Here is a 20,668-nt window from a genome sequence, read left to right as displayed (position 1 = left end):
TGCCGAGACCAGATAGACCATACGATGCGAACATGCCCGCCGCTTCCCAGTCGATTGCCGGTCTCGTGCTGGCCGCGGGTGCCGGCACTCGCTACGGCCGGCCGAAGGCCCTCGTGCGCGACGCCGATGGCGTTGACTGGCTCGTGCACACCGTGGAAACCTTGCACGCAAGCGGATGCCGACCTGTCATCGCGGTGCTCGGTGCCGGGGGCCCCGAGGCGGAGGCCCGGTTGCGAGATTCGGGGGCACACGCGATCATCGTGCACGCCACCGGCTGGGCGCGCGGACTTTCAGCGTCCCTCAGGGCCGGCCTGGCAGCGGCGCAGACTTTGCCGGCGGTTGCACTCGTGGTGGTTCCGGTCGACGTGCCCGACCTCAGCACCGCGACGGTGACCCGCATGATCAGCGAGCGCACGGATGCCGGCGGTCGCCACCCGGTCGACGCCGACACGCTGCGCCAGGCACGGTTCGGCGGAGCTCCCGGACATCCGGTGGTGCTGGGCCGGGCGCACTGGGAGGACCTCGCCGCGTGCCTCAACGGGGACACCGGGGCCCGCGCCTATCTGGCCGCCCACGCTACGCTCTCGGTCGAGTGCGGCGATCTCGGCAGTGGTCTCGACGTCGATCGGCCCTCGAACCCGGTGTAGGAGAATGTTCACCCCTGCTGCGGAGTCCCGATCCGGGCGGGAGTACTATGCCTCGCAACAAGCCCGACAGAGAAACGGGGCGCGATGGCGACAACGGGTACCCGGCGCGACACCACGATCCGCGTCGTGCTGGCGGCGACGGCGTTCATCGTGCTTCTCGTGGCCAGTCTGGGCGTCTCCACCTACACAGATTGGACGGCGGGTCCCGCTAGCGAGGTCTTCCTCGAGGCACCGGCTCCCGCCATCGACGCGAGAGGATTCGATGCGCCCGGTGACATCGAGAGCCGGACGACACAGCTCACCCTGACCGTGGGCGCACAGGTCACGGCAGATCGCACGGTGACGACCGACAGCACTGACCCCCTGTTCCTGGCTGCCATGGAAGGCACCTACGCCGCGAGACCCGGCACGTTCGCCGCGTTCTTCGGCGACGTGATCCTGTCGGGAACCGGTCAGCTCGGCATCGTCTGGGATCCGCCCACCGTCGACCGGCCCGTGGGAGCGACCGAAGGCGTGATTCGACAACACGGCGAAGCCGACCGGAACACGAAGTTGGCCACAACACTGTGGATAGACCTGTGGTCGCCCATCCTGTCACCGGTGGTTGCCACGGTCAGCACCACAGAAGACACGCTGAGCATCATCTCGTTCTATCCGGAGTCGTCGGCCTCATCCATTTCTTCGAGCTCGGCTACCACCGTCGACCTCGCCACGACGACGCCAGAGCAACAGGATTTCGTCACCGTGGAAGTCAACTCCGGCGGGGCGCCGGAGACGACACCTGCCGAATACACCCAGCCCGCCGCCATCACCTTTCTGCAACTCCTCCTCGGCGCCCTCTGGACCCTGGCACCGTGGGTATTCCTCGTCTTCCTGCTGCGCCGCCGAACACGGAACGGAACAGAGACGCCCGCCATCCCCGGCCCGGCCGGCGGAGCCGCCTGGTTTCTGCATCGCGGCCATGTGTTGGTGTGGATGGCCCTCGCCGCGGGCGTGCTCACCGCAGTGAACCAACTCGACTTCACCCTCCTCGATCTCTCGACGGGCCTGGAGGGCTCACCGCTGCAGTACGTTCTGCAGTACGGAATCACGGTGCCCGCCGTCGTCACGCCGCTCATTCTGGTGGCGGCGTGCGCGATGGAATACGTGGGGCCTACCGGCGTGCATTCGCGTGTGCGCACCCTTGTGGCCGGTATCGTGCTCGCGTTCGCTCTTGCTGCCGTCGTTCTGCTTCCGATCGTGCGCGCCACCGAGGACCAGGTCGCCGCGCTGGTTTTCACGATCCTGTACGTGGGCGCCGGTGTTGCTTTTGTGTTCGCCGCGGTTCGGCGACCGACCTTTCCGACGCTGGTGTTCGCCGTGGTCCCTCCCCTGATTCTTGCCATGGCCCGCTCCACGACAGGCTCGGTTGTGGCCAGCCGCGTCGAAGATGCCGTCACCTACGCGATAAGCCTGGGGATCCTGGCCGCTGTCTTTCTCTACGTCTTCCGTGCCACCCGTCACGAAGACGGCACCTCGGCCTTGCCGGGCTGGGCGGGCTGGTTCATCGCCTTGGTGCTCGGCGTACTCCTCTGGCCGCAAACATGGGAGTTCTTCGGTTATTCATCGCTGACGGGCTGGGCGGGTCCCCTCCTGCAAGTGCTCGCCTTCGCCCTGCTGGCGATCCTGCTCGCGAGCCTCGGCTCTCACTACTGGTGGAGCAAGAACACGGCGAGACTCGCGTGCCTCGTGGGCATGGCCGTGCTGATGTTTCGCACAGACCTCCTGTACCTGGGCGTTCCGGTGTCTGCACTCATCGGAATTGTGCTGGTGCTGGGCGTGCTCCTAGTGCCCGAACCCGATGTGGAGTTGGTGAGCGCGGAGTTCACCCTCGACCCAGACCCCTCAGTGGTGGTTGGCGGAACGCGTCGCCTACTCATCGCGGCGAATGGCGCCCGCCTGGATCGGGAGATGGCGGGGGCGTTCCGAAAGAAGCTGACATCGGGAGCAACGGAACCCGCCGACATCCCCACGATCCAGGGACTCGTCCGCACGGCGCAAAGCGGGGCTCGAACCAGACCGGTCGTTCGATCGACCGGTCTGGGCTGGGGCGGCACCGGCACGCCACTGCGGCGCGGCCTCTTCGGAGCGGCAGTGGCCTTCTTCGTGACCCTGCCGTTCTCCATTCCGCTCATCGCCCCCATCGTCGAGTCAATCACGGATCCGGGTGCGGGCAGCCGCTTTGCCGCCGTGGTGACGCCGCTGGTGGCCTTTCGATTTCCCCTGTATGGATTTGCCTTCGGGTTCTTCTTCCCCATGCTGCGCGGCACGGGCGGGATCGAGAAGTGCTTGCGTCTGCTCGTCGTTCTCGCGGCGAGCGAAACCGCCGCCGTTCTGCTTCCGTTCTCGTCGGGCGACATCGCGGGCCTCCTCGCCCTGCGCGGGGTGCAGTTGGGCGTGCTCTGCCTCTCGCTCGGGCTCGCCTTTGATTACCGGTCACTGGTCAAAGCCGGCTTCGGGATCGACCAGTTCGGTGACCTCTACAACCGCAATCGCCTCACGCTGTGGTCTTCCGGCATCGCACTGACCCTGGTCTCCGTGCTGCTGACCACAGTGCTCAGCACGGGCACGGCGGCGCTCATCACCAGGCTCACCCCGCCGACCGCTCCCCAGCAGCAGACCAACCAGTCGACGAAGTGACTCTCACCAGGGAACCTCAAGCTCTTCAAGGTCTTCGTAGACACTCGTGATTGCCGCGATGCGCGTGCGGCTCTCCCGCACGTTCGCACCCATCGCACCGGTGACAAGCAGGTTGATCAGGCTCATGGCCGTTGCGTAGCTGTCGAAGGCCGACACGCTGTCTATCGGGCACTCGAGCCAGTGCGTGGCGAAGTCGGCATGCCGCCGGGCGGACGAATCGGCAATGAGCACGAGGGGAATCCCCCGTCGCTGGATCGCCGCCACGAGGGCGCCGAAACCGGACGCCCGCCGTCGGAATCCCAGCAGCACCACAACGTCGTGCGGGCCGAGACCCGCGAGGTCTTCCGCGAGCGACTGCCCGGGCTGGGGCGCGAGCCTCACGCGGTCGCGCACCTGCACGAGCTGTTCCCGCAGGTGCAGGGCAAGCGGGTAGCTGTTACGCATGCCGATCACCACCACAGTGCCAGCCGTCACGATCAGTCGACTCGCCGCATCCAACCGACCATCATCGAGGCTCTCGAGCAGACGTCGCAGGTTGTCGTGCTCAGCATCCGCGTGAGCGGCAAGCCGTGACGGTGTGCCCGCAGACGCCCCCGGGCCACCGATCGGGGACCCATGGCTCCGCAGGGCACGAGCGTGATCCCGCACCTCCGCCGAGTCCTGAAAACCGAGACGCCGAAACAGCCGCGACACCGTCGCCTTCGACACGCCGCTCAGCCGGGCCAGTTCCGAGGCGTTGTAGACGGCCAGATCGCTGAGGTGGTCGAGGATGAAATCTGCCGCGCGTTGCTCCTGCGGTGACAGTTCACCGTACCGTCCGTCGATGCGCTGCCCGATGTTGAGTGCGTGTGTCATGCCGCGCTCCCCTCGAACGGCTGCGCGTCCACCACAGCGAGAACGGCCGCTTCGACGGCTTCGAGCGCAGCGTCCACGTCGGCTTCGGTCACCGATTCGTCGGGGTGATGGCTCACCCCACCCGCGCAGCGCACGAACAGCATGCCGATCTCGGTCACGGCGGCAACCGCCATGGCGTCGTGGCCGGCCATGGACAACAGGGAGGGGGCATCCGTGGATACCGATCCGGCCACACTGGAGGAGCGGATGCCGTCGGCAACGGCCTCCCGAAGCCGCGTGCTGCAGTGCGCGGCCGGGGCGGAATGCGTTTGCACGCTGTGCACGGTGAGGAGTCGACGCGAGCAGATATCCGACAGGGCTGCCTCAATGCCCTCCCAGGCCGAATCGCGTTCGGCATCGAATTGCCCGCGCAGATCCAGGCTGAATTCGGCACGACCGGGAATCACGTTCACAGCGTCGGGAAAGACCCGCAGGTGCCCGACCGTGGCGATCAGGTTCGCCCTGCGGGCGATGTCTTCGATAGCCAAGATCGCTTCGCTCGCGCCGGCGAGGGCGTCTCGGCGCAGCGACCAGGGCGTTCCGGAGTGCCCGGCCGCCCCGTCGATGGTGATCTGAAACCGACGCGCTCCAGCGATGGATGTAACCACGGCCAGCGGCTGGTCTGAGTCGTCGAGAACAGGGCCCTGTTCGATGTGCGCCTCAAGGTATCCAACCAGGTCCTGGGGACTGCGCGCCGCCTCCGCCACGCGCGCCGGGTCGAGGCCGAAGGCCAGGAAGGCTTCGTGCAGGGTGACGCCGTGGGCATCTCTCAACCGCCACCACTCGGGCTGCCACGTTCCGGCGAGGGCACGGCTGCCCAACAGGGTGGTGCCGAAACGCGTGCCCTCCTCGTCACCGAAGGCCACAACTTCCAGTGCGAAGGGCAGGACACGGCCCGAAACACGCACACGGTCGGCCACCGCGATCGCGAGCAAGACTCCCAGAATCCCGTCGTACCGGCCGGCACAGGGCACGGTGTCGAGGTGGGAGCCGAGCAACAGCGCGGGCAGGCCAGGGGTTGCCCCCTCGAGCCGACCGCACTGGTTGCCGGCGGCGTCCTGCCATGTGGTGAGCCCGCTCTGCTTCATCCAATCTGCCGCGAGCGCGTTGACGGCGGCGTGCTCCGGCGAGAGGTAGACCCGCTCGATCAAACCCCCCGGCAGCGCACTGTGGGTGGCGAGTTCGTCGCAACGGTCGAGGATGAGGGCAGCGGTTGAGACCGTCATGATGGCTCCTGATCGGAATAGACGTCCCACGCCGCGCCGACTCCCCCGCCACCGGTCACCGGCGCACCGAGCCGTCGAAGCACCTGTTCGAGAGCCGCGAGCGTGGTCAGCACGGTGTCCCGGCGAGCGTTGTAGCCCATCGTGCCGATCCGCCAGATCTTGCCCTGCAGGGGGCCAAACGATGTTCCGATTTCGATTCCGAAATCGCCCAGCAGCGCGCCGCGAACGGCGTCCCCGTTGACTCCGTCCGGGATGACCACCGCCACGACGTTGTTCATCCTGTGTTCCAGGTCGCCGAACACGGACAGCCCCAGGCCGCGCACGCCCGCGAGCATCGCCGCTCCGTGCAGTCGATGTCGCTCGATGGCGACCGGCAGAGTCTCGCACACGAGCAACCGGGCACATTCGCGTGCGCCGTACAGGGCGGTCGTGGCCTCGGTGTGATGATTCAGGCGCCGGGGGCCCCAGTAGTCGAAGATCATGGCGAGGTCGAAGTAGTTCGATCGAATCGGGCTGCGTCCCGCTGTCTCTCCGGGGTCACGCAGGCCGGCTTCCACGCTGGATCGTGAGCGAATGACGTCGGTCGCGCGGCTCGAGAACGTCGCGGGCGCACTGCCGGAGGGACCCCCGAGGCATTTTTGCAGCCCGGCGGTCACGGCGTCGAGGCCCCAGGCATCCGTGTGGACCGGATTGCCGCCGAGCGAGGCCGTGACGTCGGTGTAGAAGAGCACGCCGTGCCGCGCGCACACCTCCCCGAGTTCCTCAAGGGGCTGCATCACCGTGGTCGACGTATCGCCGTGCACCACGGCGAGGAGCACCGGCCGCGTCTCGATGATGGCCTGCTCGATCGCCGCCGCAGTGAAGACCTGCCCCCATTCCACCTCGCGCACGTGCACCTCTGCCCCGGCGCGCTCGGCGATTTCCTTCAGCAGATGGCCGAAGCGCCCGAAAATGGGCACGAGCACCCGGTCACCCGGCTCGATCAGGGAGACGAGAGCCGCCTCGATGCCGGCCCGCGACGTGCCGTCTACGAGCAGGGTCTGCACGTTGGCGGTGTCGAACACTGTGCGGTACAGCGCCATGGTCTCGCTCATGTACGCCGTCATCGCCGGGTCGTATTGGCCGAGAAGCTGTGCCGACATGGCGCGAAGCACGCGCGGGTCGGCATTGATGGGCCCCGGACCCATCAGGAGGCGTGGCGGCGGATTGATCGGAAGACTGGAAATGTGTTTCACTCCCTCGGCATGGGTGAATCAGGTGTTTCAGGTACCGAGTTTACGCAACAGACGTTTCAGCCATGTTTCCGGGAGCGGTCGGGCCGTGACCGATGGCGCGAGTGCCCACAGAGACGTCAGTGCACTGCGACCGAGGAGAGCTTGATGGTGGCCCCTGTCGGATCGGCGATCTTCGCGATCCGCCCGAACGGTGTGTCCTCGGCCGGCAGCACGAGAGTTCCCCCGAGCTCAAGGGCCTTCGCCACCGTGGCGTCCACGTCTGCGGCGCCGATGTAGATCTCCCAGCCTGTCGGCGCCTCAGCGGGGAACCCGCTCGCGTCCATCAGCCCGGCGTAGTCGACGTCACCGCTTTTCAGCAGGGTGTACCGAAACTCGTCGGTGTCGCTCATCACTTCGGTGTGCCATCCGAACGCTTTTTCATAGAAGGACACCTCCGTGCCGTAGTCACGCGTCTGCAGCTCGTGCCAGACGGGCGTCCCCGCCTCGTCGGCCCGACCATATCCGCTCATGGTGCCCGGCTGCCAAATTCCGACGACAGTCCCGGCGGGGTCCACAGCGATGGCCATCCGGCCGAGGCCCATGACGTCCATCGGTTCGACCATGACTGAGCCACCTGCCACCGTGATCGCCGCGGCGGTGGCTGCGGCGTCCGCGCTTTTCAGATACGTCGTCCATCCGTCCGGACCGCCCTGGCCCGAATTCTGCATCATGCCGGCGATGCGCGCGCCGTCCTTCCAGAAATTCACGTAGTTGCCGTAGTCGGGGCCCATCTCCTCAGACGTCCACCCGAAGACGCCTTCGTAGAACGTTTGGGCTCCCTTCGGGTCCGAGCTGGACAGGTCGAACCAGACGGGGGCACCGATGGGGGCCGTTTCGGCTACAGGCATGACAGTCTCCTTTGACGTGGGCGTGCGGGTGTAGCGAGTGTATGTCGACGCCGCGACACCGGCAAGTCAGATCAGTCGATACCGACGAGGCGCGCGGCCGTTGCCACGAGCGAGACGTCACTTAAGCGCGGACCCACGAGCCCGAGCCCCACGGGGCGCCCGGCGACGCTGAGCAGCGGCGCGGAGACCGCCGGATATCCTCCGATCGCGGCCAGGCACGTCAACGAGACGGTGTCGATGCGCGTGGCATCAACGACGCGTCCTGTCGCGCCGCGGTCGGGCGCTCCCGACGGCGTGCTCGGCAGCAGGAGGATGCGCCCGTCGAGCACTATATTCAGCCGGTCGTGGGCCTCGGAGAGCCGACCTCGGGCATCCGCTTCTTCGCTCTCGCTGACCTGCCGTGCCCAGTCGAAACGCCGAGCAACGTCGCCGCCCAGGGCTCCGGCGTGGTCGCCCACCCACGCACCGTGTTCGCGCCAGGCCTCGGCCGCCTGCACGGTACGAAATGCGGCGGACAGCTCGACCAGGTCGCCGACGTCCACGATGTGCGGCTCGGGGATGAGCCCGGCGCTCTCCAGCCGGTCAAGAGAGTCAACGAAAGCGGCTTGCACTCCCTCCTCGGCCGCAAAGACGAGGGAAACGGCCACGGCGTAGTCCGTCGGCGCGGACACCTGCGCGTCACCGGCGAGGGAGGCCTCAGCGACCAGTCCCAAAAGTTCGGGCGTGCGGGTCAGCCAGCCCACGGCGTCGAAGCTCGGGGCCAGGGCGAGCAGCCCCTCACGGCTGACCGCGTCGTGGGTACTGCGCAGTCCCCAGAGGCCCTGGTAGGAGGCTGGCACCCTGGTCGAGCCAGCAGTGTCCGTGCCCAAACCGATGCTGGCGTGGCCCAGCGCGACGGCGGCGGCCGGGCCGCTCGACGATCCGCCGGGGAGTCCGCCCGGCACACGTGGATTGGGTGGAGTGCCGTAGTGTTCGTTGGTCCCGGCGAGGCTGTAAGCGAATTCGTCCGTGCGGGCAATGCCGTGCACGGATGCGCCGGCGTCCAGCATCGCTCGCACCGCAGGCGCGGTCGTCGTGGCCGGCACCGCGTGGCGCAGATACTCGGGTACACCCGCGCCAACCGCGAAGCCGGCCACCTCAAACAGATCCTTCACGGCGACTGTCTCGCCCGCGAGGGGGCCGTCGTCTGCCCCGGACAGCAGAGGGCTTCCCAGAATGCGCCACACGCTCGCGTCGAATGCGGGAGTCGGCACTGGAAGTGCCTTGAGAACGTCGTCCCGCGCTTCGAGAGCCGTTTCAACCATGGAAATCCGCCTTTCTGATGCGTGCATGAACGCCGCACACGATGTCGACTACTTGGGAGATGTTGAAATCGGTCGCCGCGCTCAGGTAGGCGTAGGCGAGAGTGCGGTCCATTCCGTAGCGGGCACCCAACAGGGCGATCGCCGCTCGAACGCACTCTCGTACCGCTTCGTCGAGGTGCACGTTGAGGCCGGTCGGCACGAGGAAATCCGTGGTTTCGGCGAGCGGTCCGGCGAGACGACCGAAGAGCGCCTCTGCCCGCTCCTGCGCAATGACGTCGAATCGCACCGTCACCCGCAGACTCGCCTCCATGGCCGTGAGCGCCACCTCACCATCACCCTGGGCGAAATGCGGGTCGCCCACGAAGGCTAGGGCGCCGTCCACCTGGACGGGCAGGTAGAGCGAACTCCCCTCGGTCAGCAGGTTGATGTCGATGTTTCCGCCATGGGACCCTGGCGGAACCGAGTGCGGTCGTTCCGTCCCCGCAACGGCCACACCCATGATTCCCAGGAAAGGGTTCAGGGGAAACCGTACGCTCCGTGGCCCGCCGAGCACGAGAGGGAGCGTTCCGACAGACACTCCGTCGTGCTCCTCAACGGTGGCGAACACGCTCACGTTGTCGGCACCGAGAGGATATTCGCCAGGCAGGGCACCCTTGGAATGGCGGTTGGAGATGATGCCGTACGGCACCCGCGGAGTCGCGTCCACGAGCGTCATTTTCAGCAGGTCGCCCGGCCGGGCCCCGCGAACATGGATCGGGCCGGTGATCACGTGCGGGCCGTCGAGCAGCGGGCTTCGCGTGTATCCGCTCGCGGCGACGGCGACGGCGTCGTCGAGCACACGGTGGCGTTCCACCCCGAATCCGGCAAAGAACGCGGCCGGATCGCGGCCCTGATCCTCGTGAATTCCCTCATGGCTGATCGTATCGATCGTGACTTCGGTGCCGGAGTCTATCGTCAGCACCGCGGCATCCGTCGCACACGGCAAGCGTCCCCAGAGCACGGTTTCCGGAGTGGCAGGCAGGTAGTGCGCGGAGCGGATTTTACCCAGTGCGGGCTGGAGAACGTCGATGAGGGTATCCAGGGTGTGCCTCCGTGTCAGCGGTGCAGGTCAGCGGTACGTGTGCTTGAGGCTATCGTCCGCTGCACGGGTTGCGGTACCGGATCCTCGCGATCAGCCGACGATGGGGGCCGCAGTCAGTGCTTCGAAGGCACGCCGCGGACCGGCACCCCCCGAGAGGGATGCGCCGAGCATCCGCAGGCGCGCGCGGGGGTCCCCGGCCATCGAGAGCAAGCGTACGGCTGCGGCCCGGATCTGGGTGGACGTGGCGGTGTTCGGGTCGAGGGTCTCCCCGAATCCGGCCAGGTCAAGGGCGGCCGCACCGGCGAACTGATCGGTGGAGAACGGCAGCAGCAGCAGGGGAACCCCGGCCGTCATGGACTCGGTCACGCTGTTGTTTCCGCCGTGGCTCACCGCGAGAACCGCGTGCTCCAGCAGGCGCACCTGGGGCAGGAATCCCCGCACCAGCCAACTGTCCGGGATCGGTCCGAGAGTGCCGGGATCCGTCGATCCGGTGGCAAGGGCGACACGCACTCCGAGGCCGTGCAGGGCGGCCGCCACACGCTCCAGCACATCGCCGCGCACAGACAGGAAGCTTCCGAAGCTCACGTACACGACCGGTTGTTCACCGGCGCTGAGCCAGGCTTCCACCTCGGCATCGGGAGCTTCCGAGCGCACCGAAGACCCCAGAAAGGCATGGTCGGGCAGCAGGAGAGTGCGCGCAGCGGAGTGCAGCTCTTCAGGGTAATTGAGCAGCAGCACATCGCCGGTCTCCTTGAACGCGTCAACGCTCGGCGCCGCATTCGGGTCCAGCTCGGCCAAGGCAACATTCCACTGGGCGGTGAACGAATCCCGCACCATTTCGCAGAGCAGCCGCAGGTCGCTCAGCTCGGTGGCGCCGGGCCGGAAAACCTGAGACCACGCCGGCGGGTATCCATACACTTCGCCGAAAACCGGCAGTGCCGACGGATGCCCGAGCACGACATCCGCATGGTGGATGCCGGCGGTCATCAAACCGAGACGAGCGCTGAAAGCGAGGTGGTCGACAATCACCTGATCGGGCCGCACGCGCTCCACGAGGGCCTGAACCGTGCGGGCGATCTCGACCGGATTCCACAACAGGTCGCTGCTGCGCGCTTCCGCCTGGAAGCGCAGGGTTTCCACCATACCCAGACGGGTCGCGTTAAAGAATCCCCGCAGAGCGTCGTCCTCGCCCTTCGGTTGCGCCTCGGCACGGATGGTGCCCGGGTTGGATCCGCGCCCGAGTTGCAGGTTTTCACGTTCGAACCCGAAAGCCGACACGATATCGGCAGTGGCCGGGCCGCTTGCCACGACGACGCGTTCGCCGGCCCGTTGCCAGGCCGTGCCGAGCGTTGCGAGGGGAAAAAGGTGCGAGGCGTAGTCCGGGCTGATGATCAGGAGCGTCATGAAGCGTTCAGCGCCCAGGTCGCCGTCTCGTTGGCTTCGGCAACGTCGCGGTAGACGTCGGTCAGCGAGCGAGCCATGGCCTGAATGGTGAAGTTGTGCGCCACCATGTCCCTGCCGCGTTCCGCGTATTCGAGTCCGAACGGCCCGATCGCGGTGTCCAGCGCCGAGGAGATCCCGCGCGCGAGCGCGCTCGGGCTCCCCGTGTCCACCAGAAATCCCGTCACGCCGTTTTCCACGTAGGTGGCCGGGCCGCCGGCGTTCGGGGCCACGACCGGCAACCCCGTGGCCAGCGCCTCGAGCAAAGCGAGGCCGAATTCTTCTTTCACGCTCGCGCAGACGTAGGCCCCGTGCGGCGCGCACAGCCCATCACGGCCGAATCGGGCCGCGACAAGCCACCGCGCCACCGTGTCGTTGGCACGATGGCCGGCCAGCAGCAGCCCGTGCTCGGAGGCCTTCGCGAGCGGCAGTGCCGCTTCCATGCGCCGCAACTGCTCCAACTCGTCGGGCGACGGATGCTCGAGGTCGCCTCCCACAATGAGCAGATTGCTGCCCTGGTGCAGAGTAGGGTCTGCTGCCCACGCCTCGACCAGAGTGGCCATGCCCTTGACACGGTGCAAGCGACCCACGGAGATGAGGAGCGGGAGGCCACGGCGGTGCTCCGGCAGCGTGCGGAGCAGGTCGTCGAGTTCACCTGTCGCCGGCACGGGCGATGCCCCCTGGCGCGGCTCCAGCGCCTCGGCGAGAGACTTCTCGATCACGGCGAGGTCGATACCTTCGGCCACAACCGTGTGGCGTTCGGGGTGCGCGGTGATGTCGATCCCGACGAGCTCACGCATGTCGCGTTCCAGGTCGGGGCGGGGAAAGAAAACCGTGTGGGCGGCATCCGCCGCCAGACGCTGAACGAGGCGGGCACGAAACCAGAAATGCTCGGCCTCATCGACGGTGCCGAAATTACTGCGGGTGAGCGAACCGGAACGCTCCAGGGAATCGATGACGGCGTGCGGGTCTGGTGCCACCGTGAAAACGATCGGTATGTCCATCTCCCGGGCCACAGTCGCGGCGGCGAGGCTGCCCACATCGGCCATCCGCAGGTGGATCGCGTCGACGCCGCCAGCGGCTCGCAGCACACGCCGAATGCCGCGCTGGGCGGCAATTCGCCGCGGCCACGCGTCGGCCGCCGGCACGACGCCTCCGAGGAACGGCACGGCGGCGAAGGCATGCCCGGACAGCGTTGACGACACCGCGCTCAGGCAGGACAGCGCGGTGCCGTGTGTGCCTCGGCTGAGCGTCAGCACGCGTTCCACCTGGTCGGTGGCGTTGAGGTCGGAACGACTGTTGAAGTCAGCTCCCCCGGCGCGGTGGCCGGCAACCAGCGCGTCACCCAGCCGCACGAGCAGCGTGGCGATGCCCCCGTTGTCGCCGGAGCCCACCCTGGAGAGTTCGCCGTCAATGTCGGCATGCAGGAACAACTGCGCGATGGTCGTGCCGTGGCTCCACGGCGGGCGAGAGTAGCTCGCCGACGTGAGGTCGAACAGCGCGAGCCTGGCCACGTCGGCCAGTTCGTCCGTGCCGAAGGACAGATCGGTGACGAGGCGAATGTTGGTGTCGTTAGCCACCCGGTCCCCGAGCCCGGCCACCGCCGCCGCCCTGGCCTCGGGAGGCTCGGTGTCGTCGACCGCCACCGAACGCAGCAACCGCTCGGGAATGCGGCCGGGAACGAGCCCGAGAGTCTCCACCAGGCGAGCTCGTGCATCCGCTTCTCGAACGCCCAGCAGCGCTCCCTCCACCGCGAGAGCCACCGAATCCGCGGCCGACGCGCTCCACTGCTCGAGGGTGCGCTGGGCTATCATGCCGGAGAATCCTCCCCCGATGACCATGCTCACGAGACCGGCCAAAGCGTCGAGCCGAGGCAACCGCACACCGAAGGCCCAGGCCGCATGCTCGCGGAGGAACCCGGATTCGTGGGCGAGAAGCGGCACGAGCACGTCGTCGGCGGAATCATCGAAGATACGCGCGAGAGCATGCACTGCAGCGATGGCCGTGAGCTGGTCCGACCCGTCCAGCGCGGCCGCCGCCAACAGGCGCACGGCTCGGGATCCCGCGTCTCGGCTCGAGGCTACGGTCAAATCATCGGCGCAGCGGATGCCAGCCAGAATTGACCCGGATTCACGCATAACGTCCAGGGCTGTGTGCGGTCCCATGGTGGTTCTCCCCTCGGGGCGATCTCTCGAATGGTCCGGCGAATACGTTTGTTCCGCGTCGATTTCTCTCACGTGCTGCGCGGCCGTGGCTCCGACCGAGCACAGATCACCAGAGACGCTTCGGAACGGACGAGCGGTTTGGATTGCTCATCCGTGGAATCTTCCCATAACGGAGCTGTTCTGTGCACGGTCGCGGGCCTCTCTCAGCAACCCACCAGCTAATCTGCGGTCAGCCGAACAGAGCTGTGACCTTGATTAGCGTCTGACTCACGCCGTAGATCAGTGGGACACCGACCAGGGTCCAGCCGAGGACGAGTTTTGCGATCTTCATGTCAGACCTCCATTGCGGGTACGCGAACGGCCGGCGGCGTCGCAGCGGGCTCGTGAAATTTCGACGCGACGGGCTTGACCAAGAGATTAGCCAGGAAGCCGATCACCAGGATGCCGACCATGGTCAGCAAGGCCGGCTGGTAGTCGGCCGCGGTCAGCTGCCCGGGAGTTCCCTGAGCGTCGAGGATTGAATTGACGATCAGGGGACCGGCGATGCCGGCTGCGGACCAGGCCGTGAGCAGTCGACCGTGAATTGCCCCCACCTGGAACGTTCCGAAGAGGTCGCGCAGGTAGGCCGGCGCCGTCGCGAAGCCGCCGCCGTAGAAGGAGATGATGACAAAGGCCAGGATCACGTAGAGGGCCGTCGTCGCCGAGCCGACGAGGGCGAGCACGAGGTACAACACGGTTCCCACACCGAGATACACCATGTAGATGTTCTTACGTCCAGTGAAGTCGGATGTGGCGGACCACGCGAATCGGCCGCCCATGTTGGCGATCGAGAGCAGGCCCACGAAACCGCCAGCGACCAGAGCCGTCACGAGCGAGCTGCCATCGGGCTGCCGGAAGAAGTCCTGGATCATCGGTGCGGCTTGTTCGAGGATTCCGATCCCCGCGGTGACGTTGCAGAACAGCACAACCCAGATGAGCCAGAATTGGCGTGTCTTGATGGCGTTCTTGGCGGAGACGTGATTGCTCGTCACGAGAGGCTTGGCCTTGACCGTCGACGGGTCGAAGCCGGCCGGAGTCCAGCCGGGGGCTGGAACCTTGATGGTGAACGCGCCGAACATCATGTACGCGAGGTACACCACGGCGAAGGTGAGGAACAGCTTGCCGACGGCATCGCCGCTGGCCACCCAATCGGTTGCACCCGAATTCGGGTCGTAGGCGCTCAGCAGCGCCGTCGAAACGGGACTAGCGATCAAGGCACCGCCGCCGAAACCCATGATGGCCATTCCTGTGGCGAGCCCCGGGCGGTCCGGGAACCACTTGATCAGAGTGGAAACCGGCGAAATGTAACCGATTCCCAGGCCGATGCCGCCGATGAAGCCGTACCCCAGGTACACGAGCCACAGCTGATTGCTGAAGATTCCCAGGGAACCGATCAGGAACCCGCCGGACCAGAACAAGGCGGAGACGAACATCGCCTTACGGGGTCCGTTGGTATCAACCCACGTGCCGAGCGCCGCGGCCGACAGACCAAGCATCACGATTGCGATGGAGAAAATCACACCGATCTGGGTGAGGCTCGCATCGAAATGCGACACGAGTGCGGTCTTATAGACACTGGTGGCATATGCCTGCCCGATGCTCAGGTGAACGGCAAGGGCCGCAGGCGGGATCAGCCAACGATTGAATCCGGGTGGGGCGATGGTGCGGTCGCGGTCAAGCCAAGTCATGAGTGAATTCCTTGCTGCCGGGGGGGCATAGCTACGTTGCTGTCGAATTCGACGGGAGAAAAAAGCCAGGGGGAAAGACTATACGAACGTATCGAAGGTTTTCTTTCCTGTGATTTCCCCGGAATCCCAGTTCCGGGCCGAATCCAAGGCAGGATGGAACCATGAAACGTGGAGCACCGGTCGAAGACATCAACGAGAACAGCCTGGTCGTCAAGAAACCCAAAACGCATGCCGCGGGGCTCGAAGCCGTTGTCGTGGCGCTCGATCGCGGCATTGCCCAGGCAGGTGTCTCCCGCACCGCGAAGTCGCTGCTGCGCCTCAACCAGCGCGACGGCACCGACTGCCCGGGCTGCGCCTGGCCGGAATCCCAGGGCCACCGCAAGACCGCCGAGTTCTGCGAGAACGGCGCCAAAGCCGTTGCCGAGGAAAGCACTCTCCGCACCGTCACGCCCGACTTCTGGGCCGAGCATTCGATTGCCGAACTTGAAACCAAGACGGAGTACTGGCTAGGAAACCAGGGTCGCATCACGCATCCGGTGGTGATCCGCCCGGGCGACACTCACTATTCCCAGATCAGCTGGGATGACGCCTTCGAACTCATCGGCGAGAAGATTCGGGCGTCGACGCCCGACCGAACCGTGTTTTACACCTCGGGCCGCACGGCCAACGAGTCCGCGTTCATGTACCAGCTCTTCGCACGATCCATCGGCACAAACAACCTCCCCGACTGCTCGAACATGTGCCACGAGTCGTCGGGGTCGGCGCTCAACCCCACAATCGGAATCGGCAAGGGCACGGTGTCCCTTGAGGACATCCACCAAGCGGAACTCATCTTCGTCGTGGGCCAGAACCCGGGAACGAATCACCCCCGCATGCTCTCTGCCCTGGCCGAGTGCAAAGACAACGGTGGCAAGATCGTGGCCGTGAACCCGCTGCCCGAAGCCGGCCTCTTCAACTTCCGCGACCCTCAGACTCCGACCGGGCTCGTGGGCAAGGGCGTCGACCTCGCCGACGAGTTCCTGCAGATCAAGGTCGGCGCCGACCTGGCCCTATTCCAGGCGCTCGGCCATCTGCTCCTCGAAGAAGAAGAGCGCGTGCCGGGCTCCGTCGTCGATCATGACTTCGTGGCGGAGAACACCGACGGTATCGAGGCCTACCGCGCCGCTCGCAAGGTCATCGACTGGGAAGAGACCGAAGCCGCAACAGGCCTGTCCCGCCTCGAGATCGCCAAGGTCGCCCAGATGATGGTGGCGTCCAAGGCCACGATCATCTGCTGGGCCCTCGGACTCACCCAGCAGCCGCACTCGGTCAACACTCTCAAGGAGATCATCAACCTGCTCCTGCTGCAGGGAAACTTCGGCAAGCCGGGCGCCGGCGCGTGCCCCGTGCGCGGTCACTCCAACGTGCAGGGCGACCGCACCATGGGCGTGTGGGAGAAGCCACAGGAGTGGATGCTGGCGGCCCTCGACAAAGAATTCTCCATCGATTCGCCGCGTGCGCACGGCCTCGACTCTGTGGACACGGTCGACGCCTTCGTGAACAACAACGTCGACGTCTTCGTCTCGATGGGTGGGAACTTCGCCCTGGCCTGTTCCGACACCGAGCTTCTGGAGGGAGCCATGCAGCGCGTGGGCCTCACCGTGAGCGTTTCGACCAAGCCGAACCGCTCACACGTGAAGCACGGCCAAACGTCGCTTATCCTGCCAACGCTTGGTCGCACCGATACCGACGACAAGCATCCCGGCGGACGCCAGGTGCTCTCTGTCGAAGACTCCATGTCGGTAGTGCGCACCACACAGGGTCGTCTCGACCCGGTGTCCGAGCACATGCTCGCCGAACCTGTGATCATCGCGCGTATGGCGAGGGCCACTCTCGGCGACGACCACGCCGTGGACTGGAAGTCCATGGCCGAAGACTACGACGTTATTCGCGACCATATTTCACGGGTGCTGCCGGGCTTCCAGGACTTTAACAAGCGTCTGAAAACCAAGAACGGGTTTGTGCTTCCCAACCCGCCCCGTGACTCCCGAAGCTTCAAGACCGACATCGGTCTGGCCCGGTTCACGGTGAGCCCTCTTGAGTACCTGACGCCGCCGGAGGGACACCTGATCCTGCAGACGATGCGCAGCCACGACCAGTACAACACGACGTTCTACGGCCTCGACGACCGCTACCGCGGCATTTCCAACGGGCGCCGCGTCATCCTCATCAACGCGGACGACGCCGTCGACATGGGCTTCCAGGACCGTGATCTGGTCGACGTGATCAGTACTTTCCAGGGCGAGGAACGCCGCGCCGACAATTTCAGGCTTGTGGTGTACCCCACACCGCGCGGGTGCGCTGCGGCCTATTTCCCGGAAGCGAACGCGCTCATGCATCGCGAGCTCGTGGCCCGGGAGTCGAACACACCGGGCTACAAGGCCATGGCCGTGCGGTTCATTCCCCGGGCAGAGGACGAAACGCCCCAGCTCAGTTAGCGCAGTCACCCGCCGGTGACGGCCGCGTCCACCGACTACTCGGTGATTCGCTCTTCACCGGCGTAGATGACCATCGAATCCCCACGCAGGAAGCCCACGAGGGTCAGACCTACCTCGGTGGCGAACTCCGCAGCGAGTGACGACGGCGCCGACACCGCCGCGAGCACAGGGATTCCGGCCATCAGGGCCTTCTGAGCCAGTTCAAAGCTCGCACGGCTCGAGACCATGAGCACGGTTCCACGAAGCGGCAGCCGGTCTTCCTTCACGGCCCAGCCGATCACCTTATCGACGGCGTTGTGTCGACCGACATCCTCCCGCAGCACGAGCAATTCGCCGGTGGCGCCATCGAAGAGGGCGGCGGCGTGCAATCCCCCTGTCTTGTGGAACACATCCTGGCCGGCCCGAAGTTCGTGCGGGAACGTCGTGAGCAGCGCGGCATCAAGCCGCAGCTCATCCGCTGTCAGGTCGTAGATCGACTTGGTGCGCACCGCGTCGATGCTGGCCTTGCCGCACAGCCCGCAGGAACTCGTGGTGATGAAGGATCGTTCGAGACTGGGGTCTGGCGCTGCCACCCCCGCCGCCAGCGTCACGTCCATGACGTTGTAGGTGTTCTCGCCGTCAACTGTCGCACCTGCGCAGTAACGCGCGGCGCTGAAGTGAGCGCCACGGGTGATGATACCCTCTGATACGAGAAAGCCGGCAGCGAGGTCGAAATCGTTGCCCGGAGTGCGCATCGTGACCGCAAGTGAGCGGCCGTTGACGCGCATCTCGAGCGGTTCCTCGACCGCGAGGAAGTCTTCGCGGGTGATTCGGCTCTCCCCCACGGTCAAGCGGGTGATCTTTCGTCGTGCCGTGATTCTGCCCATGCTACTTAGCCGCCAATGTAGGACATCTCAATTTTCTTCCTGCCGGACGCTCGCAGCTCGCTTGTTTGCGAGCTGCGCAGCTCCGAGTACCGATCGGTGCGCTCGCGCCAGATGTGCGCCATCACCGTGGAGAGCTGCTCGTCTGTGCACCCGCCACGCATCAGGGCGCGCAGGTCGTGGCCATCTGTCGCGAACAGGCAGGTGAAGAGCTTGCCGTCCGTGGACACGCGTGCTCGCGAGCAAGAGTGACAGAACGACTGGGTGACGCTCGAGATCACGCCGATCTCCCCGCCACCGTCCTGGTAACGCCAGCGCCTGGATGTTTCGCCGTCATAGTTCGGGGCCACTTCTTCCAGGGGCAGCTCGGCGTGCACGCGGCTCACGACCTCCGCGGAGGGCACCACAGCACCCATCTCCCAGCCGTTGCTCGTGCCCACGTCCATGAATTCGATGAATCGCAGAATATAGGGAGTGCCCTTGAAATGTCGAGCCATCGCCACGATGTCCTGGTCGTTCTTGCCGCGCTGCATCACCATGTTGATCTTGATCGGGCCCAGGCCCACCTCGTGCGCCACATCAATGCCGTTGAGTACCCGGTCCACCGGGAAGTTCACGTCGTTCATGGCACGAAACGTGGCGTCGTCCAGTGAGTCGAGGGAGACGGTGACGCGCTTGAGACCGGCGTCTTTCAGGGCCTGCGCCTTGGCGGCAAGAGCCGAACCGTTCGTGGTCAGGGCGATGTCGATCTCTCGCCCGTCTGGGGTCCGGAGAGCCGCGAGCATCCCCACAAGCTCTTCGAGTCCCCGCCGCAGCAGAGGTTCGCCGCCGGTGAGACGAATTTTCTCCACGCCGTGCGCCACGGAGATCCGAGCCAGGCGGGTCATTTCCTCGAAGGTCATGAGCTCGTCGCGTTCCATGAACGCAAAATCCTTGCCGAAAACCTCTTTGGGCATGCAGTAGACGCACCGAAAGTTGCACCGATCCGTGACCGACAGGCGAAGGTCCTGAAGCGCTCGATTTCGGGGGTCCGTCACGACTCCCGTGGGTTCTTCGGCAAGCAGTGGGATGTCCGACAGCTGGCTGTAGAAGCGCGGGATGGGTGCGGTTGCATCGACGCCTGTCATTTAACCAGCCTAAGCCTCGTGCCTGAGTGCGCGCTCCAGCCCGGCCCCGGTAACACCCGGGTAACGCGCGCCCGAATAGGGTCACGGGAGTGAATTCGTATCAGAAAGGGGCGCGGCCATGGACAGAAGCGCAGTGGATACGAGACGCCGGGAGGCCAAGACGGAGGACGCGCTGCGGCTCGACGGCGTTGAGATCAAAGTCAGCGTGGGAAGCGATCAGATAGCGTCCGCTGAATCGTTCTTCGCGCTTGCCCTGCACGAGCCCAAGCGTCGCACCATCTATTTCTGCGACAGTCCTGCCACCCCTGATACGCCGGCGCTGCCGCTCTTCCGGCAGGGCGTGATCATCCGGCTGCGCAAGAACAAGGGCGGAGCCGACGATGTGACTGTCAAACTTCGGCCATGTCACCGCTGGCAGCTGACCCCTCAGTGGCTGAAGGCCGACTCGGGCGACTCCTGGAAGTTTCGCGTCGAAGAGGATTGGGCGGGCCAGAACAAAGCGCTCGCGGCATCCTTGGAGACAGCCGCTCGGGACCGTGAGATTGCGGAAATGGTCGACCAGGCTCGCGGAGTAGACCTCACGACCCGCCAGGAAGACTTCCTTGAGGACTGCGCGGTTCAGCCGGTGGACTTGCCCGGGCTGGAGATCCTCGGCCCCATCACCGCAACAAAGTGGACTCTGCCCTACGAAAACGACCACGAGATTGCCGCGGAGCTATGGCATGTGACGGATGAGATGCGCTTTCTGGAATTTTCGATCAGGGTCGCCCCCGTGGACGCTCCGCCGGCGCAGAAACGCTTCGAAAATCTCTTCAGGTCGACCGGAATCCCGTATGACGGGCTCCCGGAGACCAAAACCCAACTGGTGCTCGAGTACCTCACCGGCCGCGCAGGGACCTGACTCACGAGGAACAGC

General features: G+C 65.8%; 16 protein-coding genes. 4 read left to right on the top strand and 12 right to left on the bottom strand.

All coding sequences use genetic code 11. The features are described 5' to 3' along the window. Nucleotides 1–32: 32 nt before the first annotated feature. Entirely contained in the window at nt 33–647 is a 615-nt protein-coding gene (locus tag BJ997_RS06550) for a nucleotidyltransferase family protein (protein WP_035835570.1), read from the top strand. Between the two features lie 84 nt (nt 648–731). After that, nucleotides 732–3,326, top strand: coding sequence for a hypothetical protein (locus BJ997_RS06545; protein ID WP_035835571.1), 2,595 nt, complete (start codon nt 732–734; stop codon nt 3,324–3,326). Nucleotides 3,327–3,329: 3 nt separating this feature from the next. On the opposite strand, the gene BJ997_RS06540 is transcribed toward BJ997_RS06545, so the two are convergent. From BJ997_RS06540 to BJ997_RS06500, 10 genes are all read right to left on the bottom strand, one after another. Beyond that, the gene (locus tag BJ997_RS06540) at nt 3,330–4,181 is read right to left on the bottom strand and encodes a MurR/RpiR family transcriptional regulator (RefSeq protein ID WP_035835572.1); all 852 of its coding nucleotides are present in this window, start codon (nt 4,179–4,181) and stop codon (nt 3,330–3,332) included. Continuing rightward, nucleotides 4,178–5,446, bottom strand: coding sequence for an allantoate amidohydrolase (locus BJ997_RS06535; protein WP_052541991.1), 1,269 nt, complete (start codon nt 5,444–5,446; stop codon nt 4,178–4,180). The genes BJ997_RS06540 and BJ997_RS06535 overlap by 4 nt, the downstream gene beginning before the upstream one ends. Then, nucleotides 5,443–6,633 carry a pyridoxal-phosphate-dependent aminotransferase family protein gene (locus BJ997_RS06530; RefSeq protein WP_052541992.1) on the bottom strand — a complete coding sequence of 397 codons (1,191 nt, stop codon included), beginning with the start codon at nt 6,631–6,633 and terminating at the stop codon, nt 5,443–5,445. Before BJ997_RS06530 ends, BJ997_RS06535 begins: the two co-directional genes overlap by 4 nt. Nucleotides 6,634–6,797: 164 nt before the next feature. Further along, entirely contained in the window at nt 6,798–7,568 is a 771-nt protein-coding gene (locus BJ997_RS06525; RefSeq protein ID WP_035835574.1) for a VOC family protein, read from the bottom strand. A gap of 71 nt (nt 7,569–7,639) precedes the next feature. Continuing rightward, nucleotides 7,640–8,872, bottom strand: a complete 1,233-nt coding sequence (locus BJ997_RS06520; protein WP_052541993.1) for an amidase family protein — start codon at nt 8,870–8,872, stop codon at nt 7,640–7,642. Further along, nucleotides 8,865–9,833 (bottom strand): acetamidase/formamidase family protein, encoded by a 969-nt coding sequence (locus BJ997_RS06515; RefSeq protein WP_338042552.1) that lies wholly within the window; start codon nt 9,831–9,833, stop codon nt 8,865–8,867. Before BJ997_RS06515 ends, BJ997_RS06520 begins: the two co-directional genes overlap by 8 nt. A gap of 210 nt (nt 9,834–10,043) precedes the next feature. Next, nucleotides 10,044–11,357, bottom strand: a complete 1,314-nt coding sequence (locus BJ997_RS06510) for a glycosyltransferase (RefSeq protein WP_035835576.1) — start codon at nt 11,355–11,357, stop codon at nt 10,044–10,046. Then, nucleotides 11,354–13,558 (bottom strand): glycosyltransferase family 4 protein, encoded by a 2,205-nt coding sequence (locus BJ997_RS06505; RefSeq protein ID WP_035835577.1) that lies wholly within the window; start codon nt 13,556–13,558, stop codon nt 11,354–11,356. The genes BJ997_RS06510 and BJ997_RS06505 overlap by 4 nt, the downstream gene beginning before the upstream one ends. Before the next feature lie 229 nt (nt 13,559–13,787). Next, complete coding sequence (locus BJ997_RS22055) at nt 13,788–13,889, bottom strand: MFS transporter small subunit (RefSeq protein WP_420827176.1); 102 nt, start codon at nt 13,887–13,889, stop codon at nt 13,788–13,790. 1 nt (nt 13,890) lies between these two features. After that, nucleotides 13,891–15,285, bottom strand: coding sequence for an OFA family MFS transporter (locus tag BJ997_RS06500; protein ID WP_035835578.1), 1,395 nt, complete (start codon nt 15,283–15,285; stop codon nt 13,891–13,893). Between the two features lie 161 nt (nt 15,286–15,446). Between BJ997_RS06500 and BJ997_RS06495 the strand changes: the two genes are divergently transcribed. Then, nucleotides 15,447–17,762, top strand: a complete 2,316-nt coding sequence (locus BJ997_RS06495) for an FdhF/YdeP family oxidoreductase (protein ID WP_035835579.1) — start codon at nt 15,447–15,449, stop codon at nt 17,760–17,762. Between the two features lie 35 nt (nt 17,763–17,797). Here BJ997_RS06495 and fdhD read toward each other — a convergent pair whose 3' ends face one another. Then, entirely contained in the window at nt 17,798–18,628 is an 831-nt protein-coding gene (fdhD, locus tag BJ997_RS06490; protein ID WP_035835580.1) for a formate dehydrogenase accessory sulfurtransferase FdhD, read from the bottom strand. A gap of 5 nt (nt 18,629–18,633) precedes the next feature. Continuing rightward, the gene (gene moaA, locus BJ997_RS06485; protein WP_052541994.1) at nt 18,634–19,752 is read right to left on the bottom strand and encodes a GTP 3',8-cyclase MoaA; all 1,119 of its coding nucleotides are present in this window, start codon (nt 19,750–19,752) and stop codon (nt 18,634–18,636) included. A gap of 118 nt (nt 19,753–19,870) precedes the next feature. Here moaA and BJ997_RS06480 point away from each other — a divergent pair, with 118 nt between their 5' ends. Next, nucleotides 19,871–20,653, top strand: a complete 783-nt coding sequence (locus BJ997_RS06480) for a hypothetical protein (protein WP_052541995.1) — start codon at nt 19,871–19,873, stop codon at nt 20,651–20,653. Nucleotides 20,654–20,668: the final 15 nt, after the last annotated feature.

It is taken from the genome of Cryobacterium roopkundense (assembly GCF_014200405.1).
Lineage (GTDB): Bacteria > Actinomycetota > Actinomycetes > Actinomycetales > Microbacteriaceae > Cryobacterium > Cryobacterium roopkundense.
The sequence above is the reverse complement of the archived record's forward strand: the minus strand, read 5'-3'. Positions and strand labels throughout refer to the sequence as shown.